This is a genomic window from Cupriavidus pauculus, assembly GCF_003854935.1.
In the GTDB taxonomy this organism is placed as follows: Bacteria; Pseudomonadota; Gammaproteobacteria; order Burkholderiales; family Burkholderiaceae; genus Cupriavidus; species Cupriavidus pauculus_C.
In genome coordinates, this window is the sequence record NZ_CP033969.1 from 3,415,174 (window position 1) to 3,441,637 (window position 26,464).

A 26,464-nucleotide genomic window follows, 5' to 3' on the forward strand; every position below is an offset into this window, starting at 1 on the left:
CCCGAGCCCCGCCCGCCGGCCCCCAAGCCGGCGGGGCGGTGCGACGACAACCCAGAGTCTCCACCCCCGAAGCCGCTGTCTCATTCGAACAGGTCCTCGCCATGTCCAACGGATCGCCCCGCTCCACCCACCTCTACATCGTCACCGGCGCCTCGCGCGGCCTGGGCGCCGCGCTGGTGCGCGCGCTGCTCAAGCCGGGCAACCGCGTCATCGGCGTGGCCCGCAGCCGCAACACCGACCTGGAACGCGAAGCCGCGGCCAGCGGCGTGCCGGTGGCGTGGCACCTGCAGGACCTGTCGCAGCCCGGCCCGTCGGCCGGCTGGCTGGCGAGCGTGCTGGAGGCCGTCGACGATACCCCGGCCAGCGTGACGCTGATCCTGAACGCCGGCGTGGTCGAGCCGATCGGCCCGATCACGGCGCTGCACGAGAACACGCTGGTGCCGCACCTGCAGACCAACCTGGTCACGCCGATGACGATGACCGGCGCGTTCATCGACGCCACCGCGCGCTTCGACTGCCCGCGCAAGGTGCTGGCGATCTCGTCGGGCGCGGCCCGCAACCCGGTGCAGGGCTGGAGCGCCTACTGCGCCGGCAAGGCTGGCCTGGACATGTTCATCCGCTCGGTCAACGCCGAATACGCGGGCCTGCCGGGCGACCGGGCGGTGCGCGCCGTGGCGCTGGCCCCGGGCGTGGTGGACACCGGCATGCAGGAAACCATCCGCGGCGCCGACTTTGCGCAGGTGCAGCGCTTCCGCGACCTGAAGGCCAACGAGCAGCTCGCTTCGCCGGACGACGTCGCGCAGCGCATCGCCGCCTACCTGGACCGCCCCGACTTCGGCCAGACCGAGCTCGACGACATCCGCAACCATTGAACCGACCCATCGCGCGGGGCACCCGTCCCGCGCGGCCGAACCTGACATCATGACCGAACCGACCCGCACGCCCGCCGCCGACGCGCCTGCCGTAGACGAGAACAAGATCATCGCCGAGCGGCGCGAGAAGCTGCAGGCCCTGCGCGAGCAAGGCGTGGCCTTCCCGAACGATTTCCGCCCGACGCACCAGGCCGGCGCGCTGCACGCCCAGTACGGCGAGACCGACCAGGCCGCGCTGGAGGCAAGCCCCGTGGAGGTGTCGATCGCCGGGCGCATGATGCTCAAGCGCGTGATGGGCAAGGCCAGCTTTGCCACCGTGCAGGACGGCAGCGGCCAGATCCAGTTCTACATCACGCGCGACAAGGTGGGCGAGGACGTCTACGCGGCGTTCAAGCACTGGGACCTCGGCGACATCATCAGCGCGCGCGGCGAGTTGTTCCGCACCAACAAGGGCGAGCTGTCGGTGCAGGTGCGCGAGCTGCGCCTGCTGTCGAAGAGCCTGCGCCCGCTGCCGGACAAGTTCCACGGCCTGGCCGACCAGGAAATGAAGTACCGCCAGCGGTATGTCGACCTGATCGTCTCGCCGGAAACGCGCGACACGTTCCGCGCCCGCACCAAGGCCATGTCGTCGCTGCGCCGCCACATGGCCGACGCCGGCTTCATGGAAGTGGAAACGCCGATGCTGCACCCGATTCCGGGCGGCGCCGCGGCCAAGCCGTTCATCACGCACCACAACGCGCTGGACATGCAGATGTTCCTGCGCATCGCGCCGGAGCTGTACCTGAAGCGGCTGATCGTCGGCGGCTTCGAGCGCGTGTTCGAGATCAACCGCAATTTCCGTAACGAGGGGGTGAGCCCGCGCCACAACCCCGAGTTCACGATGATGGAGTTCTACGCGGCCTACACGGACTACCGCTGGCTGATGGACTTCACCGAGAACCTGATCCGCGAGGCCGCCGTGGACGCCAGCGGCAGCGCCGTGCTGACGTACCAGGGCCGCGAGCTGGACCTGAGCAAACCGTTCCACCGCCTGACGATCTGCCAGGCCATCCAGAAATACGCGCCCGAGTACACCGACGCGCAACTGGCCGACGCCGCCTTCCTGCGCGCCGAGCTGAAGGACAAGTTCAAGATCAACACCAGCGCGCCCCAGTTCCTGAACGCCGGCCTGGGCACGCTGCAACTGGTGCTGTTCGAGGAAACGGCCGAGTCGCAGCTCTGGGAACCGACCTTCATCGTCGACTACCCGGTCGAGGTCTCGCCGCTGGCGCGCGGGTCCGACACCCAGCCCGGCATCACCGAGCGCTTCGAGCTGTTCATCACGGGCCGCGAGATTGCCAATGGCTTCTCGGAGCTGAACGATCCGGAAGACCAGGCCGAACGCTTCCGCAAGCAGGTGGAGCAAAAGGACGCCGGCGACGAGGAAGCGATGTACTTCGACGCCGACTACATCCGCGCGCTCGAATACGGCATGCCCCCGACCGGCGGCTGCGGCATCGGCATCGACCGCCTGGTCATGCTGCTGACCGACAGCCCGAACATCCGCGACGTCATCCTGTTCCCGCATCTGCGGCGGGAGGATTGAGCGGCGGTTTTTTTCTTTGCTCCCCTCGCCCGCCTGCTGTACAGCCTGCGGGAGAGGGGAGCAAACCATCGCGGATTCAGTCACCACCGCCAATTGTTACGCCGCCCTCGTCGGACACCCGCCGACATCCGCCGTAACCCACTGATTCCAAAGCGATTTCCGCGCAACAAACCCTTACAAAATCGAACGGAAATCGTCCCGCTGATCGGAGAAACTTCAAGTATTGGCTGCGTCGCTGCAGCAACCTGGAGATTCGACGATGTCTGGTCCGAACACGCTTCCTTCCCTCCCCCCTTCGCGGCGGATTCATCCGCTGGTGGCGACGGCGGCGATTGCGGTGGTGATTGCCAGCCTGACGGCCGTCGCGGCCGTGACCGGCGTGCTGCCGGTGGGCAAGGCCACCCCGAACGCCGAGCCGGCGGCATCGCAATATAGCCAGAACTACAGTCAGAACGTGGACCCGCCGGCCGGAACGCAGCCGGCGCCGGGATCGACCACGCGGCCGCCTGCCTATGACGCTGCGCCGCCGCCCCCCGCCGCCCAGCAGGCGCAGGCCGAGCCCCAGCAGGCGCCCAAGCCCAGCCACACGGCGGGCCGCGTGACGGGCGTGCAGGTGGTGGAGGCTGAAAAGCCGACCAGCGGCCTGGGTGCGCTCGGTGGCGCGGTGGTTGGCGGGCTGGTCGGCAACCAGATCGGCAGCGGCAATGGCCGGATCCTTGGCACGGTGGCCGGCGCGGCAGCCGGCGGCTTCGGCGGCAACTACGCCGAGAAGAAGCTGAACAAGGACAAGAGCTACCGCGTCAGCGTGAAGATGGACGACGGCACGCGCCGCACGTTCACGTACCAGAACCCGCCGGGGGTGGAGGTGGGCGAGCGCGTCCACCTGGAGCGCGGGGTGCTGGTGCGCGGCTGATCCACCGGCGCGCGCCGGTCAAGCAAAAAAGCACGGCGATCTGCCGTGCTTTTTTTTCGGGCTGACCCGGTGCGGGCCGCAGGGCGGCGGTCAGGCCGCCTCTTCGATCCACGCCTGCTGGATCGCCTCCAGGATCTTCTCGCCCGAGCGTTCGGGCAGGTCGTCGAACCCGTCCAGCTCCAGCACCCACTGGCGCAACTGCGTGAAGCGCACCGTCAGCGGATCGACATCGGGAAACTTGTCATACAGCGCGGCGGCAACGTCGTAGGTATCGGTCCATTTCATCGGATAACTCCTCGCGCGGGCCTTAGTGGCCTTCCTTGGCGTGGTTGATCGTGTATTTCGGGATTTCGACGGTCAGGTCGGTGTCGGCGACCACGGCCTGGCACGACAGCCGCGAGTTCGGCTCCAGCCCCCACGCCTTGTCCAGCAGGTCTTCTTCCTTTTCCTCGGCGTCTTCCAGCGAGTTGAACCCCTCGCGCACCACCACGTGGCACGTGGTGCAGGCGCAGGACTTCTCGCAGGCATGCTCGATCTCGATGCCGTTGGCGAGCAGCGCGTCGCAAATGGTCGTGCCGCTACCGGCTTCGAAAACGGCGCCCTCGGGGCACAACTCTACGTGGGGCAAAACAATGATCTGTGGCATTTCTATCCTTATTCGCAGGCTTGGCGCGTGTGGTGGCGGTCTGGCGTTCAGCCCAGTTCCTGCACCTTCTTCCCGGCCAGCGCGCTCTTGATCGAGCGGTCCATGCGGCGGGCGGCAAACTCGTCGGTACCGTGCGACAACTGCTCCACGGCGGCCTTGATCGCGCGATGGTCGTCGCCGGTGGCAATCTCGGTCACGCGGGCGATCAGCGCGTCCACGGCGCCGCGCTCCTCGGCCGACAGCAGGTCGCCGTCCACCTCCAGCGCGCGCCGCGTGGCTTCCACCAGCCGCTCGGCCTCCACGCGCTCCTCGGCCAGCGCGCGGGTCTTCATGTCGTGCTCGGCCTCGCGGAAGCTGTCCTGCAGCATGCGCGCGATGTCGTCATCGGCCAGCCCGTACGACGGCTTGACCGACACCGACGCCTCCACGCCCGACAGCGTCTCGCGCGCCGACACCGACAGCAGCCCGTCGGCGTCCACCTGGTACGTCACACGGATGCGCGCGGCGCCGGCCACCATCGGCGGGATGCCGCGCAGCTCGAAGCGCGCCAGCGAGCGGCAGTCGCTGGCCAGTTCGCGCTCGCCCTGCAGCACGTGGATCGCCATCGCGGTCTGGCCGTCCTTGAACGTCGTGAATTCCTGCGCGCGCGCCACCGGAATGGTGCTGTTGCGCGGGATGATCTTCTCGACCAGCCCGCCCATCGTCTCCACGCCCAGCGACAGCGGAATCACGTCGAGCAGCAGCCAGTCCTCGCCCGGCGCGTGGTTGCCGGCCAGCAGGTTGGCCTGCATGGCGGCGCCCAGCGCCACCACCTTGTCCGGGTCCAGGTTGGTCAGCGGCTGCTGGCCGAAATACTCGCCCACGGCCTTGCGGATCGCCGGCATGCGCGTCGCGCCGCCCACCAGCACCACGCCCTTGACGTCCTCGGGCGTCACGCCGGCATCGCGCAGCGCCTTGCGCACCGGCGCCAGCGTTTTCTGCACCAGATGGGCCGTGATGTCGATGAACGTCTGCGCGTCCAGCGGCAGGTGCACGATCTCGCCGGTGGTCAGCACCGCGTCGATGACCGTGCTGTCGCTGGCCGACAGCGCTTCCTTGGCGGCCCGGGCGCGCACCATCAGCAGCCGGGTGTCCTCGGCCGACAGCGGTTGCAGGCCGGCCTGCTCGACGATCCAGCACAGCAGGCGCTGGTCAAAGTCGTCGCCACCCAGCGCGGAATCGCCGCCGGTGGACATCACCTCGAACACGCCCTTGGTCAGCTTGAGCACCGAGATATCGAACGTGCCGCCGCCCAGGTCGTACACGGCGTAGATGCCTTCGGCCGCGTTGTCCAGCCCGTAGGCGATGGCCGCCGCCGTCGGCTCGTTCAGCAGCCGCAGCACGTCCAGCCCGGCAAGCTGGGCCGCATCCTTGGTGGCCTGGCGCTGCGCGTCGTCGAAGTACGCGGGCACCGTGATCACGGCGCCAACCAGATCGTCGCCCAGCGAATCCTCGGCGCGCTGGCGCAGCGTGGCCAGGATCTCGGCCGACACCTCGACCGGGCTCTTGATGCCGGCCACGGTCTTCAGTTGCACCATGCCTGGCGCGTCGACAAAGTCGTACGGGCTGTGCTCGATGTTCGAGACGTCGCGCAGCCCGCGGCCCATGAACCGCTTGGCCGACACGATCGTGTTCTTGGGGTCGCGCACCGCTTCGTCCTGCGCCTTGTAGCCGATGTGGGCGCGGCCGTCCGGCAGGTAGCGCACCACCGACGGCAGCAGCGCGCGGCCATCGTCGTCGGGCAGGACTTCGGGAATGCTGTTGCGCACGGCGGCCACCAGGGAATTGGTGGTGCCAAGGTCGATACCGACGGCCAGGCGGCGCTGGTGCGGCGCCGGCGACATGCCGGGTTCGGAAATCTGAAGCAGTGCCATGGGAATCTTCTAATCTTCGAGCCGATCGATCGCCTCGCTGGCGTCGTGCTCGATCTTCTCGATAAACATCAACTGGCGCGCGGCGGCGCCGGCGGACTCGTCGTCGCCGGCATCGAGCAGCGCGCCCAGTGCGGCGTGGCGCTCGCGCTTTTCCTGGCGCAGCTCGCGCAGCAGCGCGTCGAGCCGGTCCACGGCGCGGGCGTCCACCGCGTCCTGCAGCGCCTCGCGCCATTCCATCTGCTGCATCAGAAAGGCCGGGGCCATCGCCGTGTTGCTCTCGGCCTGGATGTCCACGCCGCGCAGGTGCAGCAGGTAGATGGCGCGCTTGAGCGGCTGGCGCAGCGTGCGGTACGCCTCGTTGGCGTGCGCGGCCCACTGCATGGCCACGCGGCGCTCGGCGTCGCCGGCGTTGGCAAAGCGGTCCGGATGGGCCTGCGACTGCACCGTGCGATAGGCCGCGTCCAGCGCGGCCTCGTCCACTTCATACCGGGCAGGCAGCCCGAACAGCGAGAAAAAATCGTCTTTCAAAGCACGTGGTTCCCAAACAGTCGCAACAAAAAGGAGCGGTCATGCCGCCCCTTGTCGTGTCGCCGCGCCGCGTATCGGTAGCCGATCCGCGGCGAGGCCCGGCCCTCAGACCCGGAACGACTCGCCGCAGCCGCACTCGTCCTTGACGTTCGGGTTGTTGAAGCGGAAGCCCTCGTTCAACCCTTCGCGCGCAAAGTCGAGCTCGGTGCCGTCGATGTACGGCAGGCTCTTCGGATCGACGATCACCTTGATGCCATGGGTCTCGAACACCTGGTCCTCTGGCTGCAGCTCGTCCACGTACTCAAGCTTGTAGGCCAGGCCGGAGCAGCCGGTGGTCTTCACGCCCAGGCGCAGGCCCAGGCCCTTGCCGCGGCGTTCCAGGTAACGGGCGACGTGCTTCGCCGCCTTTTCGGTCATCGTGATCATCTTTGCCTTGCTGTCGAACGCCACGCGCACATGCTGGAGCGCGCGTGGCCACACCAAACCATCTGACGCGGCAGGCCGCTGTCAGGCAGCCTTCTGCTCGGCGCCGCCGTGCTTCTTCTTGTAGTCCTCGACCGCCGCCTTGATGGCGTCCTCGGCCAGGATCGAGCAGTGGATCTTCACCGGCGGCAGCGCCAGTTCCTCGGCGATCTGGGTGTTCTTGATCTCCAGCGCCTGGTCCACGGTCTTGCCCTTGACCCATTCGGTCACCAGCGACGACGACGCGATGGCCGAGCCGCAGCCGTAGGTCTTGAACTTGGCGTCCTCGATCACGCCCGCCTCGTTCACCTTGATCTGCAGCTTCATCACGTCGCCGCAGGCCGGGGCGCCGACCATGCCGGTGCCCACCGCGTCGTCGTTCTTGTCGAACGAACCGACGTTGCGCGGATTTTCATAGTGGTCGAGAACCTTGTTGCTGTAAGACATTTTGGTTACCTCTGACGAATCTTTATGGGGTTCTTGTTGTGACGCGGGTCGCGATCAGTGCGCGGCCCACTGGATCGAATTCAGGTCGACGCCGTCCTTGAACATCTCCCACAGCGGCGACAGGTCGCGCAGCTTGCCGATCTTGCTCTTGAGCAGCTCGACGGTGTAGTCGATTTCCGATTCCGTCGTAAAACGTCCAACCGTGAAGCGGATCGAGCTGTGTGCCAGTTCGTCGTTGCGGCCCAGGGCGCGCAGCACGTACGACGGCTCCAGCGACGCCGACGTGCACGCCGAACCCGACGACACGGCCACGTCCTTGATGGCCATGATCAGCGATTCACCTTCGACGAAGTTGAAGCTGACGTTCAGGTTGTGCGGCACGCGGTGTTCCATCGAACCGTTCAGATACACCTCTTCCATCGACGACAGGCCGTTCCAGAGCCGGTCGCGCAGCATGCGGATGCGCTCGTTCTCGGTCGCCATTTCCTCGCGGGCCAGGCGGAACGCCTCGCCCATGCCGACGATCTGGTGCGTGGCCAGCGTGCCCGAGCGCATGCCGCGCTCGTGGCCGCCGCCGTGCATCTGGGCTTCGATCCGCACGCGCGGCTTGCGGCGCACGTACAGCGCGCCGATACCCTTCGGGCCATAGGTCTTGTGGGCCGAGAACGACATCAGGTCGCACTTGAGCTTGCCCAGGTCGATACCGACCTTGCCGGTGGCCTGCGCGGCGTCGCAGTGGAAGATGATGCCCTTGTCGCGGCAGATCTCGCCGATCTGCTCGACGTCCTGGATCACGCCGATCTCGTTGTTGACCAGCATCACCGACACCAGGATCGTGTCCGGGCGCAGCGCCTGCTTGAACACGTCCATGTCGATCAGGCCGTCGTCCTTGACGTCGAGGTACGTCACCTCGAAGCCCTGGCGCTCCAGCTCGCGCGTGGTGTCGAGCACGGCCTTGTGCTCGGTCTTCACGGTGATGATGTGCTTGCCCTTGCCCGAGTAGAAGTTCGCGGCGCCCTTGATGGCCAGGTTGTCCGACTCGGTAGCCCCCGACGTCCACACGATCTCGCGCGGATCGGCGCCCACCAGCGCGGCCACCTGCTCGCGCGCCTCTTCCACGGCACGCTCGGCGTCCCAGCCGTAGGCGTGGCTGCGCGAGGCCGGATTGCCGAACTGCTCGCGCAGATACGGAATCATCTTGTCCGCCACGCGCGGGTCCACCGGCGTGGTGGCCGAGTAATCCATGTAGATCGGGAAATGTGGGGTGGTGCTCATCTTATGACTGCCTTATAGGGATCGCTAATCGCGTACTGCCTACCGATAGTTTAATGCAGGTGCCGCAACCTTGCTTACGACTGTGCCAGGCTGAACACCGAATTGACCACGCGGGCGCGCGCCGGCTTTTCCTGCTTGTCCGCCTTGGAGCGCGACACCGTCACCGGCTGCTGCGCGGCGTCGTCGCGCATGTCGTGCAGCACGGCGGGCTGGCGGGCGCGTTGCTGGTCAACGAGGTTCTTGAGCGAAACGGAATCCAGGTACTCCACCATCTTCTGGTTCAGCGTGGCCCACAGCTCGTGGGTCATGCAGCGGCCCGATCCGTCGTCGCCATTGCAATTGCCCTTCCCGCCGCACTGCGTGGCGTCCAGCGGCTCGTCGACGGCGATGATGATGTCCGCCACCGTCACGTCTTCGGCCTTGCGCGCCAGGCTGTAGCCGCCGCCCGGACCGCGCACGCTTTCCACGATCTCGTGACGGCGCAGCTTGCCAAAAAGCTGCTCCAGGTACGACAGGGAGATCTTCTGACGCTGACTGATGCCTGCCAGGGTGACAGGGCCCTGATCCTGGCGCATGGCCAGGTCGATCATGGCGGTTACCGCAAAACGGCCTTTGGTGGTCAGTCTCATGATGCTCGGGGAGAGGGAATACTTGAGAATTTCGGTCGAGTTTAAGATATCCCGACTAAATCAGTCAAGTTCCCTGTCCAGCAACGCACTATTCCGCCTGCGATAACGATCCGGGCAACCATACTGGCCGAACGGCCATGGAAAGCGCTCAGGCTTGATCGGGGACATGGCAGAAGTGGCGATCAGGTATCGCCAATCGGCGCGCGCCGGCGCCCGCCTGCGGGTATCCCGGCCGTCCGGGCCCGGGATTCTACCGCTTCGGCAACTTGCAGCCCATCCCGCCGGGAGTGCGCTATAGCCGTTCCGCCAGTTGCTTGCCGCGGGCAAAGCCGGCCGCCTCGGCGGCTTCGGGCGCCTTGAAGTGTTCCGATGGCGGGGACGATTCGACCAGCGTGTCGGCGGCCCGGATGTTCGTGCCCTTGCGGCACACCCGCACCGTGTAGTCCCACTCGATCGGCGACCGGGGTTTCACCAGCACCTGGATCTCGTGCGTCTCGAAAACCCTCTTCTTCCATTCACTGCTGTAGGACATCAGCGTGTCTCCTGATGTGCCGGCTGTCCGGAATCAACTCACCTCGCCGGCATCTATGGTTCGCATGGCTTCGGCCTCGGCCAGGGCGATGGCCGCCTCGGGCGTCTCCGCCGCGCCGGTTTCCACTTCGAACGTCGGCCCGCCGGGCTCGCCGAACGCGTCCGCGATGGTCAGCACCCCGGCAAAACCGCCGCCGGCCCGCGCAACCGCCCGGGCGACCACCGCATACCCCCCATATTCGAACTGTGTCACCACGGCACACTCCTCAGGTTCGTGATCCGGCGCGCCCCCGTTCGGGCCGACTGCCTAACCACTATAGGATGCCGTGGCGCACCGTGCCCATCGGGGCGCGCCCCGGTTGCGGCGGCCGGCAGCGCTCAGATGTGATCGCCCTCGGCGCCGGCCCCGAACACCTGGGCCCGCAGCTTGGCCAGCTGGTCCCGCACCTGGGCGGCCTTCTCGAATTCGAGGTTCTTGGCGTGGTCCAGCATCTGCTTTTCCAACCGCTTGATCTCGCGCGCCACCTGCTTCTCGCTCATGTCCTCGTACTTGGCGCGCTCGGCCTGCGCGTTCAGCTCGGCCTTGACGTCGTTGGCATCGTAGACCCCGTCGATGATGTCCTTGATCCGCTTGACCACGCCGCGCGGCACGATGCCGTTGGCCTCGTTGAACGCCATCTGCTTGGCGCGGCGGCGCTCGGTCTCGCTGATCGCGATCTTCATCGAATCGGTCATGCGGTCCGCGTAGAGGATGGCGGTGCCGTTGACGTTGCGCGCGGCGCGGCCGATGGTCTGGATCAGCGACCGCTCGGCGCGCAGGAAGCCTTCCTTGTCGGCATCGAGGATGGCCACCAGCGACACCTCGGGAATGTCCAGCCCCTCGCGCAGCAGGTTGATGCCGACCAGCACGTCGAACGTGCCCAGCCTCAGGTCGCGGATGATCTCCACGCGCTCGACCGTGTCGATGTCCGAATGGAGGTAGCGCACCTTGACGCCGTTCTCGGACAGGAACTCGGTCAACTGCTCGGCCATCCGCTTGGTCAGCGTGGTCACCAGCACGCGCTCGTTGACCTTCACCCGCTCGTGGATCTCGCCCAGCAGGTCGTCCACCTGGGTCGTGGCCGGCCGCACCTGGATCACCGGGTCGACCAGGCCCGTCGGCCGCACCACCTGCTCCACCACCTGGCCGGCATGGTCGCGCTCGTAGGCGGCCGGCGTGGCGGTGACGAAGATCGCCTGGCGCATCTTGCGCTCGTATTCGTCGAACTTGAGCGGCCGGTTGTCCAGCGCCGACGGCAGCCGGAAGCCGTACTCCACCAGCGTGGTCTTGCGCGCCCGGTCGCCGTTGTACATGCCGTTCAACTGGCCGATCAGCACGTGCGACTCGTCCAGGAACATCAGCGCGTCCGGCGGCAGGTAGTCCACCAGCGTCGGCGGCGGCTCGCCCGGCTGGGCGCCGGACAGGTGGCGCGAATAGTTCTCGATGCCCTTGCAGAAGCCCAGTTCCGACAGCATTTCCAGGTCGAAGCGCGTGCGCTGCTCCAGCCGCTGGGCCTCGACCAGCCGGTTTTCCTTGTAGAAGAAGTCCAGCCGCTCGCGCAGCTCGACCTTGATGTTCTCGATGGCGCGCAGCACGGTCTCGCGCGGCGTGACGTAGTGGCTCGACGGGTAGACCGTGAAGCGCGGAATCTTCTGGCGCACGCGGCCCGTCAGCGGGTCGAAGAACTGCAGCGAATCCACCTCGTCGTCGAACAGTTCCACGCGCACGGCCATCTCGGCATGCTCGGCCGGGAAGATGTCCAGCGTGTCGCCGCGCACGCGGAACGTCCCGCGCTGGAAATCGCTCTCGTTGCGCGTGTACTGCATGGCGATCAGCCGGGCGATGATGTCGCGCTGGCTCAGCTTGTCGCCGGTGCGCAGCGTCAGGATCATCTGGTGGTATTCGTTCGGGTTGCCGATACCGTAGATGGCCGACACCGTGGCCACGATGATCGTGTCGCGCCGCTCCAGCAGGCTCTTGGTGGCCGACAGCCGCATCTGCTCGATATGCTCGTTGATCGACGAGTCCTTCTCGATGAACAGGTCGCGCTGCGGCACGTACGCCTCAGGCTGGTAGTAGTCGTAGTAGCTGACGAAGTACTCGACCGCGTTGCGCGGGAAGAACTCGCGGAATTCCGAGTACAACTGGGCCGCCAGCGTCTTGTTTGGCGCAAATACGATGGCCGGGCGCCCCATGCGGGCGATCACGTTGGCCATCGTGAATGTCTTGCCCGACCCCGTCACGCCGAGCAGCGTCTGGAACGACAGGCCGTCCTCCACGCCTTCCACAAGCTGGCGGATGGCCTCGGGCTGGTCGCCGGCAGGCGGGAACGGCTGGTAAAGCTGGAACGGCGAACCCGCAAACGTGACGAATTTGTCTTCGTCCAGGGGCGGGGCGACTTCGGCGAGATTCGTCATAAACGTAGGGAAAAACCTGAGGAATGCGGGCGGATTACGCTAGAATCTTGGGGTTGCGCGGATCGGTTCAAGTCCAGTTTGCCTGAGGTTCCTGTCAGGTTTTGTCAGGAGAGGCAGTCATGCGGGAGCCAGTCGCCGCCGCAGCCAGCGCAGTTCGAAGCATTCTACGCCCTCCGTTTTGTTACAAAGCTGACCACGAGATCCCAAATGAGTTTGTTTTCTGCCGTCGAGATGGCCCCGCGCGACCCGATCCTGGGCCTGAATGAAGCGTTCAACGCCGATACCCGCGCCACCAAGGTGAACCTGGGCGTTGGCGTGTACTTCACCGACGAAGGGAAAATTCCGCTGCTGCGCGCCGTGCAGGAAGCCGAAAAGGCCCGCCTGGCCACCGCCACCCCGCGCGGCTACCTGCCGATCGAGGGCATCGCCGCCTATGACCAGGCCGTGCAGACGCTGCTGTTCGGCAAGGACTCGGCACTGATCGCCGAAGGCCGCGTCGTGACGGCCCAGGCACTTGGCGGCACCGGCGCGCTGAAGATCGGCGCCGACTTCCTGAAGCGCCTGTACCCGGACGCCACGGTCGCCATCAGCGATCCGAGCTGGGAAAACCACCGCGCGCTGTTCGAGTCGGCCGGTTTCCCGGTGGTCAACTATGCCTATTACGACGCCCCGTCGCACGGCCTGAACTTCGCCGGCATGGTGGCGTCGCTGAAGTCGTACCCGGCCAACACGGTCGTCGTGCTGCACGCGTGCTGCCACAACCCGACCGGCGTGGACCTGGACGAGGCCCAGTGGAAGCAGGTGGTGGAACTGGTCAAGGAACGCAACCTGATCCCGTTCCTGGACATGGCCTACCAGGGCTTTGCCGACGGCATCGAGCCGGACGGCGCGGCCGTGCGCCTGTTTGCCGACTCCGGCCTGCCGTTCTTCGTGTCCAGCTCGTTCTCGAAGAGCTTCTCGCTGTACGGCGAGCGCGTGGGCGCCCTGTCGATCGTCACCACGGGCAAGGAAGAAGCCCAGCGCGTGATGTCGCAGATCAAGCGCGTGATCCGCACGAACTACTCGAACCCGCCCACGCACGGCGGCACCGTGGTCGCCACCGTGCTGAACAGCCCGGAACTGCGCGCCATGTGGGAGCAGGAACTGGGCGAGATGCGCGACCGCATCAAGCTGATGCGCAACGCGCTGGTGGACAAGCTGGCCGCCAAGGGCGTGCCGGGCGACTTCTCGTTCGTCAAGGCGCAGCGCGGCATGTTCTCGTACTCGGGCCTGACCTCGGACCAGGTGGATCGCCTGCGCAACGAGCACGGCATCTACGCCGTGGGCACGGGCCGCATCTGCGTGGCCGCGCTGAACAGCCGCAACATCGACGCCGTGGTCAACGCCATCGCCGCCGTGTACTAAAAAGCAACACCTGACGCGCGCGTCGGACGCCAAAGGCGACCTGGAGGCCACTCCGGTCGCCTTTTTCTTTCCTGTCAGCCAGTGTCATCCGGAATTAGCGCCAATGTCCTATTGTCTTCGTCGGCTAAAGAAGTAACTTGAAGACATATGCTGCAGAGCACGATCGTTCGATTGCGGGCATAATCGTTGCGCGACAAGCACTCGCGACAAGAAAGGCTAGACAGGTACCGGCATGCTTTACCAACTGCATGAATTCCAGCGCTCGATGCTGAACCCGCTGACCGCGTGGGCCCAGGCGACCGCCAAGACGTTTACAAACCCCCTCAGCCCCCTTTCCCTGCTGCCGGGCGCCCCCCGCATGGCGGCGGGCTACGAGTTGCTGTACCGGCTCGGCAAGGAGTACGAGAAACCTTCCTTCGACATCAAGGCCGTGCGCTCCAACGGGCGCGACATCCCGATCGTCGAGCAGGCCGTGCTGGAAAAGCCCTTCTGCAAGCTGATCCGCTTCAAGCGCTACGCGGACGATTCGGAGACCATCAAGCTGCTCAAGGACGAGCCGGTGGTGCTGGTCTGCGCGCCGCTGTCCGGCCACCATGCCACGCTGCTGCGCGACACCGTGCGCACGCTGCTGCAGGACCACAAGGTTTACGTGACCGACTGGGTCGATGCCCGCATGGTGCCGGTGGAAAACGGCAGCTTCCACCTGTCGGACTACATCTACTACATCCAGGAATTCATCCGCCACATCGGCGCCGAGAACCTGCACGTGATCTCGGTGTGCCAGCCGACGGTGCCTGTGCTGGCGGCCATCTCGCTGATGGCGTCGGCCGGCGAGAAGACGCCCCGCACGATGACGATGATGGGCGGCCCGATCGACGCGCGCAAGAGCCCGACGGCCGTCAATTCGCTGGCGACGAACAAGTCGTACGAGTGGTTCGAGAACAACGTCATCTACACGGTGCCGGCCAACTACCCGGGCCACGGCCGCAAGGTGTACCCGGGCTTCCTGCAGCACGCCGGCTTCGTGGCGATGAACCCGGACCGCCACCTGTCGTCGCACTATGACTACTACCTGAGCCTGGTGGAAGGCGACGCCGACGACGCCGAGGCCCACGTGCGCTTCTACGACGAGTACAACGCCGTGCTGGACATGGCTGCCGAGTACTACCTCGACACGATCCGCGAGGTGTTCCAGGAATTCCGGCTGGCCAATGGCACGTGGGAAATCGACGGCGCGCCGGTGCGCCCGCAGGACATTAAGAGCACCGCGCTGCTGACCATCGAGGGCGAGCTCGACGACATCTCGGGCGCCGGCCAGACCGCCGCGGCGCACGACCTGTGCGCGGGCATTCCGAAGGCCAAGAAGCACCACATCACCGCGCCGAAGTGCGGCCATTACGGAATTTTCTCGGGCCGCCGCTGGCGCGAGAACATCTACCCGGAGCTGCGCGACTTCATCCGCAAGGCCGAGAAAGCCTGACCGGCAGGCCGGGCAAAGCAAAAACGCCCGCGATGTGGAAGTCGCGGGCGTTTTCGTTTGCGGCGGCGGGTGCCGGTCAGCGGTCGGTCAGCGGTTGGTCAGGTACGACAGCAGCATGTCGGTGTGCAGCTCGGCAAAGCGCGCGTGCTCCTCTTCCGACGCCACGTCGCGCCCGATCACGGCGCTGATCGTGTACCGGTTCGACAGCACGTAGTAGCCCAGCGCCGAAATCGTCAGGTAGAACTGCGGCACGTCGATGTTGTCGCGGAACACGCCCTGGTCCTGGCCGCGCCGGATGATGTCGGCCAGCACGTCCACCACGGGGTTGATGAGCTGGTGGAGCTGCGCCGATTTCTTCAGGTGCCGCGCCTCGTGCAGGTTCTCGCTGTTCACCAGCCGGATGAACTCGGGGTGGGCGTAGTACCAGTCCCAGACAAAGCGGGCCAGCGTGCGCACGGCCGCCACGGGGTCCTCGTCGGTGATGTGCAGTTGCTCCTCGGCGGCGCGGAACTCGGCGTACTGTTTTTCCAGCACGGCCAGGAACAGCCCTTCCTTGCTGCCGTAGTAGTAATAGAGCATCCGCTCGTTGGTTTCGGCACGGCGCGCGATCTGGTCGACGCGTGCGCCGGCCAGCCCGCCCTTGGCAAATTCCTCGGTGGCGGCGGCCATGATGCGCCGGCGCGTGCCCTCTGGATCCCGCTTGGTTTTTGGCTCGTTCGACATGAATATCTGATCTGTCAGTTGCGCGGATTATGGCACAGCCCGCCACCTCGTCCGGGCTCCCCTCCCGAATGGGTGACGCGGCATGATCGCCTTTTCTGCACTGCCGCGAAATCGGGGATAATCCTTGCCGCGCACACGCCCGATAGAGGCATGCCCGACGCCACAGTCGTCCCCCCGAATCCCTTTGCAGTCTTGCTGTCGTGACTCGTTCTTCCCCACCCGCCGCCGGCGCCCCCAGCCTGGCGGACCGCCTTGAAGCCCTGCTGCCGCAGACCCAGTGCACCAAGTGCGGGTTCGACGGCTGCCGCCCGTACGCCGAGGCCATGGCCGCGGGCGAGGCGGCCAGCAACCGCTGCCCGCCCGGCGGCGCCCAGGGCATCGTGCGGCTGTCGGCGCTGCTCGATGCGCCGCCCCAGCCGCTGGACCCCGCGCGCGGCGTGGAACAGCCGCGCGCCGTGGCCCGCATCGACGAATCGCGTTGCATCGGCTGCACGCTGTGCATCCAGGCATGCCCGGTCGACGCCATCGTCGGCGCCCCCAAGCAGATGCACACCGTGCTGCCCGACTGGTGCACCGGCTGCGACCTCTGCGTGGCGCCCTGCCCCGTCGACTGCATCGACATGATTCCCGTGACCGGCGCCAGCACCGGCTGGGCCGCGTGGTCGCAGGCCCAGGCCGACGCGGCCCATGCGCGCTACGTCGCACGCAAGGCCCGGCTGGTGCGCGAGCGCGAGGAAAACGACGCGCGGCTGGCCGCCAAGGCCGCTGCCAAGCTCGAAGCGCTGCAGGCCGAAGCCGCCGCCAGCGAAGCCGCCGCCAGCGAAGCCGAGCAGGCCGCCCAGGCGCGCAAGAAGGCGATCATCCAGGCCGCCATCGAGCGCGCGCGCCAGAAAGCCGCCGCCGTGCAGCCGCGCAACACCGACAACGTGTCGCCGGCCGTCCAGGCCCAGATCGACGCTGCCGAAGCCCGTCGCGCCAGGCTTGGCCTGGCTGGCACGCCCGACCGGAACGATACCAGCGATACCGACGATTCCCACCGATGAATCCTGCGAAGCGCCTCGCCATTTTCGAGACCTTGAGGGAGGTCAACCCCAATCCGGAGACGGAGCTCGAATACAGCTCGCCGTTCGAGCTGCTGATCGCGGTGCTGCTGTCCGCGCAGGCCACCGACGTCGGCGTGAACAAGGCCACGCGCAAGCTGTTTCCGGTCGCGCACACGCCGCAGCAGATCCTCGATCTCGGTGAAGCCGGGCTGATCGAGTACATCAAGACCATCGGCCTGTTCAAGACCAAGGCCAGGCACGTGATGGAAACCTGCCGGATCCTCGTGGCGCAGCACGGCGGCAAGGTGCCGCCCGTGCGCGAGGCGCTGGAAGCGCTGCCCGGCGTGGGCCGCAAGACGGCCAATGTGGTGCTGAACGTGGCATTCGGCCAGCCGACCATCGCGGTGGACACGCACATCTTCCGCGTGGCCAACCGGACCGGGCTGGCGCCTGGCAAGAACCCCGACGCGGTGGAACAGAAGCTGCTGAAGGTGACGCCGACCGAATTCCTGCACGACGCCCACCACTGGCTGATCCTGCACGGCCGCTACGTCTGCAAGGCGCGCAAGCCCGAGTGCTGGCATTGCGCGATCGAGCCGCTCTGCGAATTCCGGCCCAAGACGCCGGCGCCGAACGTCTAGCGCTGGCCGAGCACCCGCGCCAGTTGCAGCGCGGTCTGCGCGACGGCATCCACGCCGGGCGCATGGCCGTTGCGGATCCAGTACAGCGCCACGTGCACCACGCCGCCCGCCACGCCGGCGGCCAGCATCGGGTCGACCGGCGTGCCCGGCGGCGCCAGCGTGCGGGCCAGCAGCGCGCCAAAATCGCATAGCGAGACGGCCAGCGCCTCGTCGACGAGCTTGCTGACGCCCCGGATCTCCACCAGGAACACACGCGCCGAGCGCGGCTCGCACTGCAGCGCGCCAAAGTACGCGCGCAGCATGGCCAGCGCGCGATGCTCGCCGTCGCCGCCGGCCTCGTCCCCGGCGCGCGCCAGCGTCTGCAGCAGCCGGTGGGTGACCGTTTCATACGACGCCAGCAGCAGCGCCTCGGAGTTGGCGAACGATTCGTAGAAGTAGCGCTCGGTCAGCCCGGCCGCCTCGCACACGGCCTTGACCGTGGCGTTCTGGTAGCCGCGCTCGCCGTAGACCTGCACGGCGGCGGCAATGAGCTGCGCGCGCCGCTGGGCGCGGCGCTCCTCGGCTTCGGCACCGCGGTAGCGGCGGGCGGGAGAGAGCTCGGTGGTCATGGCGGCCATTATGACATTCCCTATTGTCAGATGGCGTCTGACAACCTATGTTGTCAGAATACCCACTCGCCTCCGGTCCCTGACATGCGCCCTCCCCCGCCCGAAGACGATGTCCTCGACGTGCTGATCGTCGGCGCCGGCCTGTCCGGCATCGGCGCCGCCCGGCAGTTGCAGCAGCGCTGTCCGGACAAGCGTTTCGCCATCCTGGAGGCGCGCGACGCCATCGGCGGCACCTGGGACCTGTTCCGCTACCCGGGCATCCGGTCCGACTCCGACATGTACACGCTCGGCTACCGCTTCAAGCCCTGGCGCGGCGCCAAGGCCATCGCCGACGGCCCGTCGATCCTGGCCTACATCCGCGAGACCGCCGAGGAGACGGGCATTACCCGCCACATCCGCTTCGGGCACAAGGTCGTCGCGGCGGCCTGGCACAGCGCCGAGGCGTGCTGGACCGTCGATGCCGAGCGCACCGCCGACGGCAGCCGCCAGCGCCTGCGCGCCCGCCTGCTCTACGTCTGCGCCGGCTACTACAGCTACGCCGAGGGCCACCGCCCGAGCTTCCCGGACGAGGCCGCCTTCCGTGGCCAGATGGTCCATCCGCAGTTCTGGGACCCGTCGATCGACTATGCCGGCAAGCGCGTGGTCGTGATCGGCAGCGGCGCCACGGCCGTCACGCTGGTGCCGGCGATGGCCGAGACCGCCGCGCACGTGACAATGCTGCAGCGATCGCCGACCTACATCGTCACCCGCCCCGGCGAGGACGCCATCGCCCGCAAGCTGCGCGACGTGCTGCCCGAACGGCTGGCCTACCGCGCCACGCGCTGGAAGAACGTGCTGCTCGGCATGTTCTTCTTCCAGCTCGCGCGGCGCCGCCCGGCCAAGGTCAAGGCGCGGCTGGTGGAGATGGCTGCCGCGCAGCTGGCGCCGGGCTTCGACGTCGCCACGCATTTCACGCCGCGCTACAACCCGTGGGACCAGCGCGTCTGCCTGGTGCCCGACGGCGACCTGTTCCGCGAACTCCGCAACGGCCGTGCCTCGGTGGTGACTGACCAGATCAAGCGCTTCACGGCCGACGGCATCGTGCTGCAATCGGGCCAGACGCTGCCGGCCGACGTGGTGGTCGTGGCCACCGGCCTGAAGCTGAACATGCTCGGCGACATCGCCCTGACCGTCGATGGCCAGCCGCGCCGCCCGTCGGAATCGCTCGCGTACAAGGGCATGATGCTCGGCAACGTGCCGAACCTGTTGCTGGCGTTCGGCTATACCAATGCGTCGTGGACGCTCAAGGCCGACCTGACCGCCGAGTACGCCTGCCGGCTGCTGCGCTTCATGGACCGCCGCGGCTACCGCATCGCCATGCCCGCGCCAGACCCAACCGTGCAGGCCGTGCCGTTCCTGGATTTCACGTCGGGCTACGTGCAGCGCGCCGCGTCGGTGCTGCCGCGCCAGGGCCACCGCAAGCCGTGGCGCGTGTATCAGAATTACCTGATGGACATGCTGACGATCCGCCATGGCCGCATCGACGACGGCGTGCTGCGCTTTGCCCGCGCGCCGGCCACCGCCGTGCCGGCCACCGCCCCCAACGACCCACTCGCCGAGGCCCAACCTTGACCCTCCTGCCGACGCTGATCGCCGCCGTGGCCGTGCTGGCCGCCGCGCTGCTGATCCTGCTTGCCCTGCTCTACCTGTTTACCCGCCACACCGTCGGCAAGATCGAGGCGGGGCTGCCGCCCACGGGCCGCTTCGTCGATGTGCCGGGCGCGCGGCTGCATGTCGTCGAACAGGGCCAGGGCCAGCCCGTGCTGCTGGTCCATGGCCTGTCGGGCCAGCTTGCCAACTTCGACTACGGGATGATCGCGCCGCTGGCGCGCGACTTCCGCGTGGTGGCGGTCGATCGGCCCGGCGCCGGCTGGTCCACGCGCGATGCCGGCGCCCCGGCCGACCTGCGCGCGCAGGCCGACACGCTCGCGGCACTGATCTACCAACTCGGGCTGCACCAGCCGCTCGTGGTCGGCCATTCCCTCGGCGGCGCCATCGCGCTGGCGCTGGCCGCCTACCACCCCCAGCGCGTGGGCGGCCTGGCGCTGATTGCGCCGCTGACGCACCCGCCCGAGCAGATCTCGCCGGTGTTCAAGGCCATGACGATCCCCAGCCCGGCCCTGCGCAAGCTGATCGCGTGGACGCTGCTGATTCCGATGTCGATCCGCAATCGCGCGCAGGTCATGGACATCGTGTTCGGCCCCGACGCCGTGCCGGCCGACTTTCCCGTGCGCGGCGGCGGCCTGCTGGCGCTGCGGCCGGGCCATTTCCTTGGCGCGTCCGAAGACCTGATCGGCGCCGCGCACAGCCTGCCGCCGCTGGTGGCGCAGTACGCCGACCTGCGCGTGCCGGTGAGCATCCTCTACGGCCGCGACGACCGCATCCTCGACTACCGCAAGAACGGCGAAGCATTTGTCGCCCGCGTGCCCGCCGCACAACTGACGCTGGTGCCGGGCGGGCATATGCTGCCCGTGACGGCCATCGACACCAGCGTGGATTTCGTGCGCACGGCCGCCGCCCGGCTGCGCGAGCCGGCCACCGCCTGACCCATCGCCCTCCCGCCGAAAGGACCCGTCCATGGCTACCTCCACAGGCTCCAACCCGTACCGGCGCGACCTGCCCACCGCGTTCCAGGCCATCCGCAAGCTGCTGGCCGATGGCAACGACACCGAACAGGTGTTCCGCATCATGCGCGCGCTGAACGGGCCGTCGATGCCGCGCAACTACAGCCGCCTGCTGAGCACGCCCGACGGCCGCCGCATGGCCTACCAGCGCATCGAACTGGCCGAAAAACTATCGGACCCGGCCTATATCGCCAGCTTCGCGCCGGGCACGGTGGGCGCCGCGTACCGTGGCTTCCTGGAAGCCACCGGTTACAGCGCCGACGGGCTGGCCAAGGTGTCGAACCTGAACCAGGAGCCGATCGTCGAGGACGCCTACATGTGGTTTGGCCGCCGGACGCGCGACGTGCACGACATCTGGCACGTGCTGACCGGCTACCGTGCCGACGAGAGCCTGGGCGAAGCCGCGCTCGTGGCGTTCAGCTACGCGCAGACCGACGGCAAGGGCTGGGCTTTCATCGCCATCGCCGCCTCGCTGAAAAGCTGGCGCGTGACGCGCAGCCTGGCCTTTGCGCGAGCCGTGCTGGAAGGCTACCGCCGGGGCCGCCGTGCCGGCTGGCTGCTGGGCGAGGACTACGAGAGGCTGCTGCACGAACCGCTGGACGCGGCCCGCGCGCGGCTGGGCATTGCCGATCCGGTGCGCTATCTGGCCTGCAGCCCCATGCAGGCGTGGACGGCCTGAGCAGCCAACCCATCGTCCGTGGACGCAAAAAAGGCGACCCGAGGGTCGCCTTTTTCCATGGCGCAAGGGCCGGTCAGACGATGCGGCAGGCTTCGTCGAACGACAGGCGCGGCAGGCGCGGGTGCAGCTTGTCGGCGTCGCCGTAGCCCAGGTTCACCAGGAAGTTGACCGACCACTTGCCGTCCGGGAAGAACGCGGCGTTGACCTTGTCGGCATCGAAACCGGCCATCGGGCCGCAGTCCAGGCCCAGCGCGCGGGCGGCCAGGATGAAGTAGGCGCCTTGCAGCGAGCTGTTCATCAGCGCGTCGCGGGCAATCTTCTCGTCGTTGCCGGCGTACCAGGCGCGGGCGTCGGCATGCGGGAACAGCTTCGGAAGCTGGTCGTGGAACGCGTTGTCGAAGGCGATGATGGCCGTCACCGGCGCCGAGCGCGTCTTTTCGACGTTGCCGGCGGACACGCACTCCACCAGGCGGGCCTTCTGCTCGGCCGACTTCACGAACACGATGCGGGCCGGCGAGCCATTGGCGGCCGTCGGGCCGAACTTCATCGCCTCGTAGACCTGCTGCAGCAGGGCATCGTCCACGTGCTTGTCCTGCCACACGTTATGGGTGCGGGCTTCGGTGAACAATTGTGCAATCACGGCCTGATCGACGGGTTTCATTGCGCGGTTTCCGGGTTTTGTGAAGGAAGAAGGCGCGATTGTACCCAAGCAGGGCGTCGCCGTAGACAGCCGGTTTGACGAAGCCGTTCAATTCCGTTCGTCGGCGGACTCCAGCGGCGGCGTAGCACTGGCCCGCCGTGTGAGCCACAGGACACCCAGCACGATCAGCCCGCCGCCCTCGGCCTGCGTCGGCCCGATGTGCTCGCCCAGCAGCAGGGCGGCCAGCACCACGGTCACCACGGGTTCCAGCGTCGACAGCATCGACGCCCGCGCCGCGCCCAGCTTCTGCAACCCGGCGAAAAACGTCAGGATGGCCAGCACCGTCGACACCAGCGCAATGGCCACCAGCGCCAGCCAGCCGCCGGCCGTGGCCGGGAACTGGGGCGGCACGCCGGCGCCGCTGCGCAGGATGCCCACCGTCACGTAGACCAGCGCGGCCGCCGTGCAGATCACCGTGGTCGTGGCGATGGCATTGACGCCGGCCGTCACCCGCGCGCCGACGACGATGTAGACCGAATAGATCACCGCCGCCGCCACGCCCAGCGCAATGCCGATCGGCTCGCCTTCGCCACCGCCCACCGTCAGCCCCGCGCCGACCGAGCACAGCACCAGCGCGATCACGGCCGGCGTGGTCAGCGCCTCCTTCAGGAAGACCGCCGCCAGCAGCGTCACGAACAGCGGATAGAGATAGAGCAGCAGCGCCACGAGGCTGGCCTGCGCATGGTTCAGCGCGGTAAAGAAGCAGTACGACTGCCCGACGTAGCCGATGCCGCCCATCGCCGCCAGCGCCAGCACCCGGCGCCACGGCGGCAGGCGGATCCCGCGCGCGCGCATCACCAGCGCCATCGCCACCGCCGCCACCACGAACCGGACCGCCAGCAGGCCGTAGACATCGGCGCCAGCCGCATACGCAAAGCGGGCGAAGATGGCCATGGCGCCAAAGGCGCTGGCGGACAGCGCGATCAGCAGCACGCCCGCGAGCTTGTCGCGGGCCTGGCCACGGGCGGCGGCGGCAGAGACGGTCATGGTGGCGGCAAGGGATCGAAACCTCGCATTCTACGCACGCGCCGGGCCCGGCCGGCAGCGCCCGGACCGCTGCACTACAATAGCGGCCATCATGTTCAATCCCTCAAGAGAAGAAGTCCGCCGGTTCTTCTGCGAAGCGTGGCAGAAGCGCGTTGCGGGCAGTGTCCTGACGCCGCTGGAGGCGATCGCGGTCGACTGGATCGACCAACATCCCGAGTACCACGCGCAGCTTGACGACACCGAAGGCGCCCTGGCGCGCGACTACACGCCCGAGGCCGGCCAGACCAACCCGTTCCTGCACCTGGCGATGCACCTGTCGATCTCCGAACAGGTGTCGATCGACCAGCCGCCCGGCATCCGCGCCGCCTACGAGGCGCTGAGCCGCCGGCTCGACTCGCCGCACGACGCCCAGCACGAGATCATGGAAGCGCTGGGCCAGATGCTCTGGAACGCACAGCGCACCGGCATGCCGCCCGACGGTCAGGCCTACGTCGACGATATCCAGCGCCGCGCCAAAGGCTGATTTGTCCGACGCACACTGACAAGCGGCGCGGGCGGCGCATGCTAATCTCTGCCGGTTGCCATTCCTTGCCACGCCTGCCCGTCTCGTCGGCGCCACCGGAGCCCGCTCCGTGGATGCCGCGCGGCGCCGGCGTGCCGATGTCCCATGTCCTACCCTCTTTCCCCGCGCGCGGGCAGCCGCCGCGCCGCCGCGCTGTTGTCCGCGCTGACCGCCACCACCGCGCTTGGCACGCTGGCCATGCCGATGACCGCGCAGGCGGCCGTCTCGCTGCTGCAGCCGCCGCGCCAGATCGACGGCACCCGGCCGCTCACGCTGACGCTGCTGGCCACCGGTGACGAAGACCTGCGCCGCTACGCCGTGCCCGATACGCTCGAAGCCACGGTCTCCGGCGACCTTGCCGCGCCGGTGCGCGTCACGCTGCGGCGCGTTGGCAGCGGCCCGGCCATCCTGAACCTGCGGCGCGGCGAGAACCGCACCATCAGCTACACCGCCGAATGGCCCGCCACGCTGCGCGGCCTGGTGCGGATCGACGTCACCGGCATCGACGCCGCGCCGGTCCTGGTCACGCTGAACCGCGCGCCCGTACCGGGCGAGACCCCGGCCCGGCCGCCCGTGGTGGCGGCGGCACCAGCCGATGGCGCCACCGCGCCAGCCCCGGTGGCCAACCCGGCCGCCACGCCGGTCACGCCCATCGTCACCGCCGATGGCGGCGCCCCGCCGCCCGCCCCGGTCGACCTGCGCGACGCCCAGCGGCTGTCGTTCAACGAGCCGATGTACATCATGTTCGGCGGCCACAACGGCGCCAACGCCAAGTTCCAGATCAGCTTCAAGTACCGGATCTTCGAGGGCGAGGACCCCAAGTCGAAGTCGGTGCTGGACAACCTGTACTTCGCCTACACGCAGTTCTCGCTGTGGGACCTGGCCAGCGAATCGCGCCCGTTCAAGGACACGAACTACCGGCCCAGCCTGTACTACTACCTGTCGGACACGGGCGTGAAGAACAGCGTGATCAGCCGGATGTCGATCGCCACCGGCTTCGAGCACGAATCGAACGGCCGCGACGGCGACAACTCGCGCGCCGTCAACACGCTGTTCGTCAAGCCGACGATGTATTTCGGGGACCAGACCGACTTCCACTGGCGCGTGGCGCCCAAGCTGTACGCCTACGTGGGCAAGAGCGACAACGAGGACATCGCCCACTACCGGGGCTACATGGACCTGAACATCGCCTACGGCCGGCCCGATTCGTGGGAGGTGGCCGCCACGCTGCGCAAGGGCACGCGCAAGGGCTATGGCAGCGTCGACACGCAGCTCACCTACCCGCTGGCGCGGCTGCTGCCCGGCACGGCCGGCTATCTGATGGCCGGCTTCTTCTACGGCTACGGCGAGAGCCTGCTGTACTACAACCAAAAGACGCCGTGGCAGTTCCGCGTGGGCTACGCGCTGTCGCGCTGATCAGCCCGCCAGCGGCTTGCCCTCGGCCTTGAGCCGGGCGTTGGCCACCGCCGCCGCGAACTGGCCGTAGCCGTGCCAGCCCGTGGCGCGGCCCAGCCGCTTGCCGCGGTGGAAGAACATGAACACCGGAATGCCGTGCAGGCCGAAGCGGCGGCCCAGTTCGGGATGGGCGTAGACGTTGGTGTGCAGCCAGCGCAGGTTCAGCACGCGCAGCTTGTCCGGATCGGCCAGGATCGCCTTCTTGGCCATTTCGCAGTTGAAGCAGTCCACGCCCCAGAAGAACACGCAGACCAGGTCGTCGCCAGCGGACGCGATGGCCGGGTCGATGGTGGCCGGATCCACGGCCTGCATGGCCAGCGCGTCGAAGGCGCGATGGTCCAGGTGCGGGGCGTCGCCCTGGGTGTCTGATGCGGTGTGCGATGCGTTGTCCGCCATGGCGGTATCTCCAGAAACGACGACGCCCGGGCAGCCTTGCGGCCCCCGGGCGTCGTTCGAACCATTCACATCGTGCCGGTCAGCGCGGCGCCGAGACGGTCACCAGCGCCGGACGCAGCACGCGGTCGGCAATCGTGTAGCCCCGTTGCAGCACCGACACCACGGTGTTCGGCTCCTGCTCGGACGGCACCATCGAGATGGCCTGGTGGCGGTGCGGATCGAACTTCTCGCCCACCGGATTGACCTCGACGATCTTGCCGCGCTCGAAGGCGGCGGCCAGCTGGCGGGCGGTCAGCTCCACGCCCTCGCGCAGTTTCTTCAGGTCGCCGGTATTGTCGGCCAGCGCGGCCTGCAGGCTGTCCATGACGGGCACGAGGTTGTCGGCAAAATTCTCGATCGCGAACTTGTGGGCCTTGGCCACTTCGTCCTGCGAGCGGCGGCGGATGTTCTCGCCTTCGGCCGTGGCGCGCAGGAACATGTCGTAGTGCTCCTTGGCCTTGGCTTCCAGCTCGGCCACCTGCTGGGTCAGGCGTGCGATCTCGTCAGCACCGGCGGCCGCAGCCTCGGGCGCCGGCGCAGCCGCGGCGGCATTGGCCGCCTGCTGCGGGTTCTGGTCTGGCGTCAGATTCTGTTCTTCCATGTCGATTCGTATCAAATAGCTAAAACCGCGGCCGCTCAAGGCAACGACGTGGCCACGGGATGGATCGGATGCCAACCGGCAAGTCTAGCCGCAGATGGCGACACGGTTCCACTTTTTCAAGGTGTGCGCGTTCAGGGACCCGGAAATACGCCGTTACAAAGGGGCGTTTCATGACATCTGGTGTTTATTGCTTTGCTGCAACGCAAACACTAAGATTCATAGCAG

General features: G+C 67.5%; 29 protein-coding genes. 12 read left to right on the forward strand and 17 right to left on the reverse strand.

What is annotated here, in order from left to right; genetic code table 11:
• Window positions 1-101 precede the first annotated feature (101 nt).
• The 3 genes from EHF44_RS17215 (at window position 102) to EHF44_RS17225 (ending at window position 3,370) form a co-directional block, all read left to right on the forward strand.
• The gene (locus EHF44_RS17215) at window positions 102-872 is read left to right on the forward strand and encodes an SDR family oxidoreductase (protein ID WP_124684774.1); all 771 of its coding nucleotides are present in this window, start codon (window positions 102-104) and stop codon (window positions 870-872) included.
• A gap of 49 nt (window positions 873-921) precedes the next feature.
• Window positions 922-2,457, forward strand: a complete 1,536-nt coding sequence (lysS, locus tag EHF44_RS17220; RefSeq protein ID WP_124684775.1) for a lysine--tRNA ligase — start codon at window positions 922-924, stop codon at window positions 2,455-2,457.
• A 259-nt stretch (window positions 2,458-2,716) separates the two neighbouring features.
• The gene (locus EHF44_RS17225) at window positions 2,717-3,370 is read left to right on the forward strand and encodes a glycine zipper 2TM domain-containing protein (RefSeq protein WP_124684776.1); all 654 of its coding nucleotides are present in this window, start codon (window positions 2,717-2,719) and stop codon (window positions 3,368-3,370) included.
• 90 nt (window positions 3,371-3,460) lie between these two features.
• On the opposite strand, the gene iscX is transcribed toward EHF44_RS17225, so the two are convergent.
• The 11 genes from iscX to uvrB form a co-directional block, all read right to left on the reverse strand.
• A complete protein-coding gene (iscX, locus tag EHF44_RS17230; protein WP_124684777.1) occupies window positions 3,461-3,655 on the reverse strand; it encodes a Fe-S cluster assembly protein IscX in 195 nt (64 codons plus the stop codon).
• Between the two features lie 22 nt (window positions 3,656-3,677).
• A complete protein-coding gene (fdx, locus tag EHF44_RS17235; RefSeq protein WP_124684778.1) occupies window positions 3,678-4,016 on the reverse strand; it encodes an ISC system 2Fe-2S type ferredoxin in 339 nt (112 codons plus the stop codon).
• A gap of 47 nt (window positions 4,017-4,063) precedes the next feature.
• Window positions 4,064-5,929: a Fe-S protein assembly chaperone HscA gene (gene hscA, locus EHF44_RS17240; protein WP_124684779.1), complete on the reverse strand. Its 1,866-nt coding sequence runs from the start codon at window positions 5,927-5,929 to the stop codon at window positions 4,064-4,066.
• A 9-nt stretch (window positions 5,930-5,938) separates the two neighbouring features.
• Window positions 5,939-6,457: a Fe-S protein assembly co-chaperone HscB gene (gene hscB / locus EHF44_RS17245; protein WP_124684780.1), complete on the reverse strand. Its 519-nt coding sequence runs from the start codon at window positions 6,455-6,457 to the stop codon at window positions 5,939-5,941.
• Between the two features lie 105 nt (window positions 6,458-6,562).
• A complete protein-coding gene (gene iscA, locus EHF44_RS17250; protein ID WP_124685157.1) occupies window positions 6,563-6,883 on the reverse strand; it encodes an iron-sulfur cluster assembly protein IscA in 321 nt (106 codons plus the stop codon).
• An 81-nt stretch (window positions 6,884-6,964) separates the two neighbouring features.
• On the reverse strand, window positions 6,965-7,366 hold the full coding sequence (iscU, locus tag EHF44_RS17255) for a Fe-S cluster assembly scaffold IscU (RefSeq protein WP_061956036.1): 402 nt from the start codon (window positions 7,364-7,366) through the stop codon (window positions 6,965-6,967).
• Window positions 7,367-7,420: 54 nt separating this feature from the next.
• A complete protein-coding gene (locus EHF44_RS17260; RefSeq protein ID WP_124684781.1) occupies window positions 7,421-8,641 on the reverse strand; it encodes an IscS subfamily cysteine desulfurase in 1,221 nt (406 codons plus the stop codon).
• 74 nt (window positions 8,642-8,715) lie between these two features.
• Window positions 8,716-9,270: a Fe-S cluster assembly transcriptional regulator IscR gene (gene iscR / locus EHF44_RS17265; RefSeq protein WP_124684782.1), complete on the reverse strand. Its 555-nt coding sequence runs from the start codon at window positions 9,268-9,270 to the stop codon at window positions 8,716-8,718.
• Between the two features lie 292 nt (window positions 9,271-9,562).
• A complete protein-coding gene (locus EHF44_RS17270; protein WP_124684783.1) occupies window positions 9,563-9,802 on the reverse strand; it encodes a hypothetical protein in 240 nt (79 codons plus the stop codon).
• A gap of 33 nt (window positions 9,803-9,835) precedes the next feature.
• Window positions 9,836-10,057 (reverse strand): hypothetical protein, encoded by a 222-nt coding sequence (locus EHF44_RS17275; RefSeq protein WP_124684784.1) that lies wholly within the window; start codon window positions 10,055-10,057, stop codon window positions 9,836-9,838.
• A 122-nt stretch (window positions 10,058-10,179) separates the two neighbouring features.
• Window positions 10,180-12,258 (reverse strand): excinuclease ABC subunit UvrB, encoded by a 2,079-nt coding sequence (uvrB, locus tag EHF44_RS17280; protein ID WP_124684785.1) that lies wholly within the window; start codon window positions 12,256-12,258, stop codon window positions 10,180-10,182.
• A 207-nt stretch (window positions 12,259-12,465) separates the two neighbouring features.
• On the opposite strand from uvrB, the gene EHF44_RS17285 reads away from it, so the two are divergent.
• Window positions 12,466-13,662: an amino acid aminotransferase gene (locus tag EHF44_RS17285; RefSeq protein ID WP_124684786.1), complete on the forward strand. Its 1,197-nt coding sequence runs from the start codon at window positions 12,466-12,468 to the stop codon at window positions 13,660-13,662.
• Window positions 13,663-13,894: 232 nt separating this feature from the next.
• Window positions 13,895-15,142: a polyhydroxyalkanoate depolymerase gene (locus EHF44_RS17290; RefSeq protein WP_124684787.1), complete on the forward strand. Its 1,248-nt coding sequence runs from the start codon at window positions 13,895-13,897 to the stop codon at window positions 15,140-15,142.
• 87 nt (window positions 15,143-15,229) lie between these two features.
• Here EHF44_RS17290 and EHF44_RS17295 read toward each other — a convergent pair whose 3' ends face one another.
• Window positions 15,230-15,865 (reverse strand): TetR family transcriptional regulator, encoded by a 636-nt coding sequence (locus EHF44_RS17295; protein ID WP_124684788.1) that lies wholly within the window; start codon window positions 15,863-15,865, stop codon window positions 15,230-15,232.
• A gap of 200 nt (window positions 15,866-16,065) precedes the next feature.
• On the opposite strand from EHF44_RS17295, the gene rsxB reads away from it, so the two are divergent.
• Window positions 16,066-16,908, forward strand: a complete 843-nt coding sequence (rsxB, locus tag EHF44_RS17300) for an electron transport complex subunit RsxB (RefSeq protein ID WP_124684789.1) — start codon at window positions 16,066-16,068, stop codon at window positions 16,906-16,908.
• A complete protein-coding gene (gene nth / locus EHF44_RS17305) occupies window positions 16,905-17,549 on the forward strand; it encodes an endonuclease III (RefSeq protein ID WP_124684790.1) in 645 nt (214 codons plus the stop codon). Before rsxB ends, nth begins: the two co-directional genes overlap by 4 nt.
• On the opposite strand, the gene EHF44_RS17310 is transcribed toward nth, so the two are convergent.
• The gene (locus EHF44_RS17310) at window positions 17,546-18,166 is read right to left on the reverse strand and encodes a TetR/AcrR family transcriptional regulator (RefSeq protein WP_124684791.1); all 621 of its coding nucleotides are present in this window, start codon (window positions 18,164-18,166) and stop codon (window positions 17,546-17,548) included. The genes nth and EHF44_RS17310 overlap by 4 nt on opposite strands.
• A 75-nt stretch (window positions 18,167-18,241) precedes the next feature.
• Between EHF44_RS17310 and EHF44_RS17315 the strand changes: the two genes are divergently transcribed.
• Genes EHF44_RS17315 through EHF44_RS17325 form a run of 3 tightly spaced genes read left to right on the forward strand, consistent with a single transcriptional unit; the run spans window position 18,242 to window position 21,499 of the window.
• Window positions 18,242-19,768, forward strand: a complete 1,527-nt coding sequence (locus EHF44_RS17315) for a flavin-containing monooxygenase (RefSeq protein WP_124684792.1) — start codon at window positions 18,242-18,244, stop codon at window positions 19,766-19,768.
• A gap of 5 nt (window positions 19,769-19,773) precedes the next feature.
• Window positions 19,774-20,742 (forward strand): alpha/beta fold hydrolase, encoded by a 969-nt coding sequence (locus EHF44_RS17320; RefSeq protein ID WP_124685158.1) that lies wholly within the window; start codon window positions 19,774-19,776, stop codon window positions 20,740-20,742.
• A 31-nt stretch (window positions 20,743-20,773) separates the two neighbouring features.
• Window positions 20,774-21,499: a Coq4 family protein gene (locus tag EHF44_RS17325; RefSeq protein ID WP_124684793.1), complete on the forward strand. Its 726-nt coding sequence runs from the start codon at window positions 20,774-20,776 to the stop codon at window positions 21,497-21,499.
• Between the two features lie 73 nt (window positions 21,500-21,572).
• Here EHF44_RS17325 and EHF44_RS17330 read toward each other — a convergent pair whose 3' ends face one another.
• Both EHF44_RS17330 and EHF44_RS17335 read right to left on the reverse strand, forming a co-directional pair.
• On the reverse strand, window positions 21,573-22,160 hold the full coding sequence (locus EHF44_RS17330) for a malonic semialdehyde reductase (RefSeq protein WP_124684794.1): 588 nt from the start codon (window positions 22,158-22,160) through the stop codon (window positions 21,573-21,575).
• Between the two features lie 87 nt (window positions 22,161-22,247).
• Window positions 22,248-23,186: a DMT family transporter gene (locus EHF44_RS17335; RefSeq protein ID WP_124684795.1), complete on the reverse strand. Its 939-nt coding sequence runs from the start codon at window positions 23,184-23,186 to the stop codon at window positions 22,248-22,250.
• Window positions 23,187-23,277: 91 nt separating this feature from the next.
• On the opposite strand from EHF44_RS17335, the gene EHF44_RS17340 reads away from it, so the two are divergent.
• On the forward strand, window positions 23,278-23,709 hold the full coding sequence (locus EHF44_RS17340) for a DUF1841 family protein (protein ID WP_124684796.1): 432 nt from the start codon (window positions 23,278-23,280) through the stop codon (window positions 23,707-23,709).
• Between the two features lie 144 nt (window positions 23,710-23,853).
• Window positions 23,854-25,164 carry a phospholipase A gene (locus EHF44_RS17345; protein WP_124684797.1) on the forward strand — a complete coding sequence of 437 codons (1,311 nt, stop codon included), beginning with the start codon at window positions 23,854-23,856 and terminating at the stop codon, window positions 25,162-25,164.
• On the opposite strand, the gene EHF44_RS17350 is transcribed toward EHF44_RS17345, so the two are convergent.
• Both EHF44_RS17350 and grpE read right to left on the reverse strand, forming a co-directional pair.
• Window positions 25,165-25,599 carry a thioredoxin family protein gene (locus EHF44_RS17350; RefSeq protein WP_124684798.1) on the reverse strand — a complete coding sequence of 145 codons (435 nt, stop codon included), beginning with the start codon at window positions 25,597-25,599 and terminating at the stop codon, window positions 25,165-25,167.
• A gap of 79 nt (window positions 25,600-25,678) precedes the next feature.
• Window positions 25,679-26,239, reverse strand: a complete 561-nt coding sequence (grpE, locus tag EHF44_RS17355) for a nucleotide exchange factor GrpE (protein ID WP_124684799.1) — start codon at window positions 26,237-26,239, stop codon at window positions 25,679-25,681.
• Window positions 26,240-26,464 lie beyond the last annotated feature (225 nt).

Excerpts from the sequence above, each read along its gene's own strand:
- EHF44_RS17215 (WP_124684774.1), top strand. The coding sequence starts at position 102 with ATGTCCAACGGATCGCCCCGCTCCACCCACCTCTACATCGTCACCGGC.
- lysS (WP_124684775.1), top strand. The coding sequence starts at position 922 with ATGACCGAACCGACCCGCACGCCCGCCGCCGACGCGCCTGCCGTAGAC.
- EHF44_RS17225 (WP_124684776.1), top strand. The coding sequence starts at position 2,717 with ATGTCTGGTCCGAACACGCTTCCTTCCCTCCCCCCTTCGCGGCGGATT.
- iscX (WP_124684777.1), bottom strand. The coding sequence starts at position 3,655 with ATGAAATGGACCGATACCTACGACGTTGCCGCCGCGCTGTATGACAAG.
- fdx (WP_124684778.1), bottom strand. The coding sequence starts at position 4,016 with ATGCCACAGATCATTGTTTTGCCCCACGTAGAGTTGTGCCCCGAGGGC.
- hscA (WP_124684779.1), bottom strand. The coding sequence starts at position 5,929 with ATGGCACTGCTTCAGATTTCCGAACCCGGCATGTCGCCGGCGCCGCAC.
- iscA (WP_124685157.1), bottom strand. The coding sequence starts at position 6,883 with ATGATCACGATGACCGAAAAGGCGGCGAAGCACGTCGCCCGTTACCTG.
- iscU (WP_061956036.1), bottom strand. The coding sequence starts at position 7,366 with ATGTCTTACAGCAACAAGGTTCTCGACCACTATGAAAATCCGCGCAAC.
- EHF44_RS17260 (WP_124684781.1), bottom strand. The coding sequence starts at position 8,641 with ATGAGCACCACCCCACATTTCCCGATCTACATGGATTACTCGGCCACC.
- iscR (WP_124684782.1), bottom strand. The coding sequence starts at position 9,270 with ATGAGACTGACCACCAAAGGCCGTTTTGCGGTAACCGCCATGATCGAC.
- EHF44_RS17270 (WP_124684783.1), bottom strand. The coding sequence starts at position 9,802 with ATGTCCTACAGCAGTGAATGGAAGAAGAGGGTTTTCGAGACGCACGAG.
- uvrB (WP_124684785.1), bottom strand. The coding sequence starts at position 12,258 with ATGACGAATCTCGCCGAAGTCGCCCCGCCCCTGGACGAAGACAAATTC.
- EHF44_RS17285 (WP_124684786.1), top strand. The coding sequence starts at position 12,466 with ATGAGTTTGTTTTCTGCCGTCGAGATGGCCCCGCGCGACCCGATCCTG.
- EHF44_RS17290 (WP_124684787.1), top strand. The coding sequence starts at position 13,895 with ATGCTTTACCAACTGCATGAATTCCAGCGCTCGATGCTGAACCCGCTG.
- EHF44_RS17295 (WP_124684788.1), bottom strand. The coding sequence starts at position 15,865 with ATGTCGAACGAGCCAAAAACCAAGCGGGATCCAGAGGGCACGCGCCGG.
- nth (WP_124684790.1), top strand. The coding sequence starts at position 16,905 with ATGAATCCTGCGAAGCGCCTCGCCATTTTCGAGACCTTGAGGGAGGTC.
- EHF44_RS17310 (WP_124684791.1), bottom strand. The coding sequence starts at position 18,166 with ATGGCCGCCATGACCACCGAGCTCTCTCCCGCCCGCCGCTACCGCGGT.
- EHF44_RS17315 (WP_124684792.1), top strand. The coding sequence starts at position 18,242 with ATGCGCCCTCCCCCGCCCGAAGACGATGTCCTCGACGTGCTGATCGTC.
- EHF44_RS17325 (WP_124684793.1), top strand. The coding sequence starts at position 20,774 with ATGGCTACCTCCACAGGCTCCAACCCGTACCGGCGCGACCTGCCCACC.
- EHF44_RS17330 (WP_124684794.1), bottom strand. The coding sequence starts at position 22,160 with ATGAAACCCGTCGATCAGGCCGTGATTGCACAATTGTTCACCGAAGCC.
- EHF44_RS17335 (WP_124684795.1), bottom strand. The coding sequence starts at position 23,186 with ATGACCGTCTCTGCCGCCGCCGCCCGTGGCCAGGCCCGCGACAAGCTC.
- EHF44_RS17340 (WP_124684796.1), top strand. The coding sequence starts at position 23,278 with ATGTTCAATCCCTCAAGAGAAGAAGTCCGCCGGTTCTTCTGCGAAGCG.
- EHF44_RS17345 (WP_124684797.1), top strand. The coding sequence starts at position 23,854 with ATGTCCTACCCTCTTTCCCCGCGCGCGGGCAGCCGCCGCGCCGCCGCG.
- EHF44_RS17350 (WP_124684798.1), bottom strand. The coding sequence starts at position 25,599 with ATGGCGGACAACGCATCGCACACCGCATCAGACACCCAGGGCGACGCC.
- grpE (WP_124684799.1), bottom strand. The coding sequence starts at position 26,239 with ATGGAAGAACAGAATCTGACGCCAGACCAGAACCCGCAGCAGGCGGCC.